At 38.1% G+C, this 1,408-nt stretch carries 2 protein-coding genes and 1 pseudogene; 2 read left to right on the top strand and 1 reads right to left on the bottom strand.

From position 1 onward, the window contains the following. Window positions 1-90: 90 nt before the first annotated feature. Window positions 91-537 carry a hypothetical protein gene (locus EI162_RS14145; RefSeq protein WP_192524935.1) on the bottom strand — a complete coding sequence of 149 codons (447 nt, stop codon included), beginning with the start codon at window positions 535-537 and terminating at the stop codon, window positions 91-93. A gap of 237 nt (window positions 538-774) precedes the next feature. Here EI162_RS14145 and EI162_RS14730 point away from each other — a divergent pair. Both EI162_RS14730 and EI162_RS14135 read left to right on the top strand, forming a co-directional pair. Continuing rightward, window positions 775-915 (top strand): annotated as a pseudogene (locus tag EI162_RS14730) (DNA-3-methyladenine glycosylase); the annotation flags it as partial. 131 nt (window positions 916-1,046) lie between these two features. Beyond that, window positions 1,047-1,388 (top strand): YqfO family protein, encoded by a 342-nt coding sequence (locus tag EI162_RS14135; RefSeq protein ID WP_192524934.1) that lies wholly within the window; start codon window positions 1,047-1,049, stop codon window positions 1,386-1,388. Window positions 1,389-1,408 lie beyond the last annotated feature (20 nt).

Here is a 1,408-nt window from a genome sequence, read left to right as displayed (position 1 = left end):
CGTATCAGCAAGCATTTAATCTAAACGGCAGTTACACAGAATTCGGGATGGTCTCGCCATGGGCTCAGCTTTTTTATGCAAGTAAATAAATTAGCTGTCTTTACGTGCTTCTTTGATTTTCTTAGAAGCAAAATCCATTGCATCGGCTGCTTTATCGGCTAAGGTACCAGCCATTTCTTTTGCTTTAGTCGTTGCCGTGTCTGTCAATGATGAGTCTTTATCATCGGCATTAGAGTCTTTACTGTCTTTATCTTTTTTATCAGAACTTTTTTTATCAGAATCATCACTATCTTTTTCGCTGTCATTATCGGATGCTTTGTTGTCTTTGTTGTCTTTGTTGTCTTTGTTGTCTTTGTTGTCTTTGTTGTCTTTGTTGTCTTTGTTGTGTGAGTTTTTATCTTTATTGTCTGACTCTTTATTAGTGCTCTGATCTTTTGAATCTTGAGCTGTATTATTATTTTTTACGTCGTCCTTTTTATCTTCTGCTTTATCATTGTTGTTTTTCTGCTTATCATTTTGCGTATTAGAGTTACTCATGATCTTATCCCTTTGATTATATTAATTTTAATGTGTAGAGCCATTATTAAGATTACTATCATATAAAGTTAAGTGTCTGTATAACATCAGTTGCAATAGGTAAAGGTATGCGCTGTTAAACCTTAGTTAAGTGCTTTTGTGTTAAATTTATACTGCGGTAATAATAGAGTGTAAATACAAACTTTTGAAAGCAGGTGATAACTGATGTTACCTAATCTCGAATCTATTATTCCTGCCTCAGAAGTCTGGGTTGAAGACGATGGTTGTCAGCCACCTGTGTCACTGCGTCCATATATTGGCATCGATTATGCGGGTGAGGCAAAGGATTGGCTGCTACGTTATATATGGACAAACCATGCCTCGTTATCTAAAAAATAGTAAAACTTATATAGTCGGTTCAAAATAAAAGCGATACGATCGTCGTATAGCCAATAGCACTGTCTCAGTTTTAAAGTGAATTCACTATAGTTTCAGCTAATTTTTATCACTAGATTTTATGGGAGCCGTTTATGTATAAACTCACCGTTTTTATTCCAGAAGAAGCATTGGAGCAGGTTAAGTCAGCGTTGTTTGCTGCGGGAGCTGGGACGATTGGGCGTTATGAGCAGTGTTGTTGGCAAGTAAAAGGAACAGGGCAGTTTATGCCACTGGCAGGCAGTAATCCCCATATAGGGTCACATGATAAGGTAGAGAGGGTCGATGAGTGGCGAGTAGAAATGGTGGTTGATGAAGCCGCCATTCATAAGGTTATTGCAGCGTTAAAGCAGGCGCATCCTTATGAGACGCCTGCATACGATATCATCGAAGTATTAGATCGAGACCATCCCGAATTCTGTGTAACTGCCGTTTAGATTAAATGCTTGCTGATACG

Origin of the sequence: Psychrobacter sp. FME6 (genome assembly GCF_014861365.1) — a bacterium.
GTDB lineage: Bacteria > Pseudomonadota > Gammaproteobacteria > Pseudomonadales > Moraxellaceae > Psychrobacter.
This window is presented reverse-complemented; position numbering and strand designations above follow the sequence as displayed.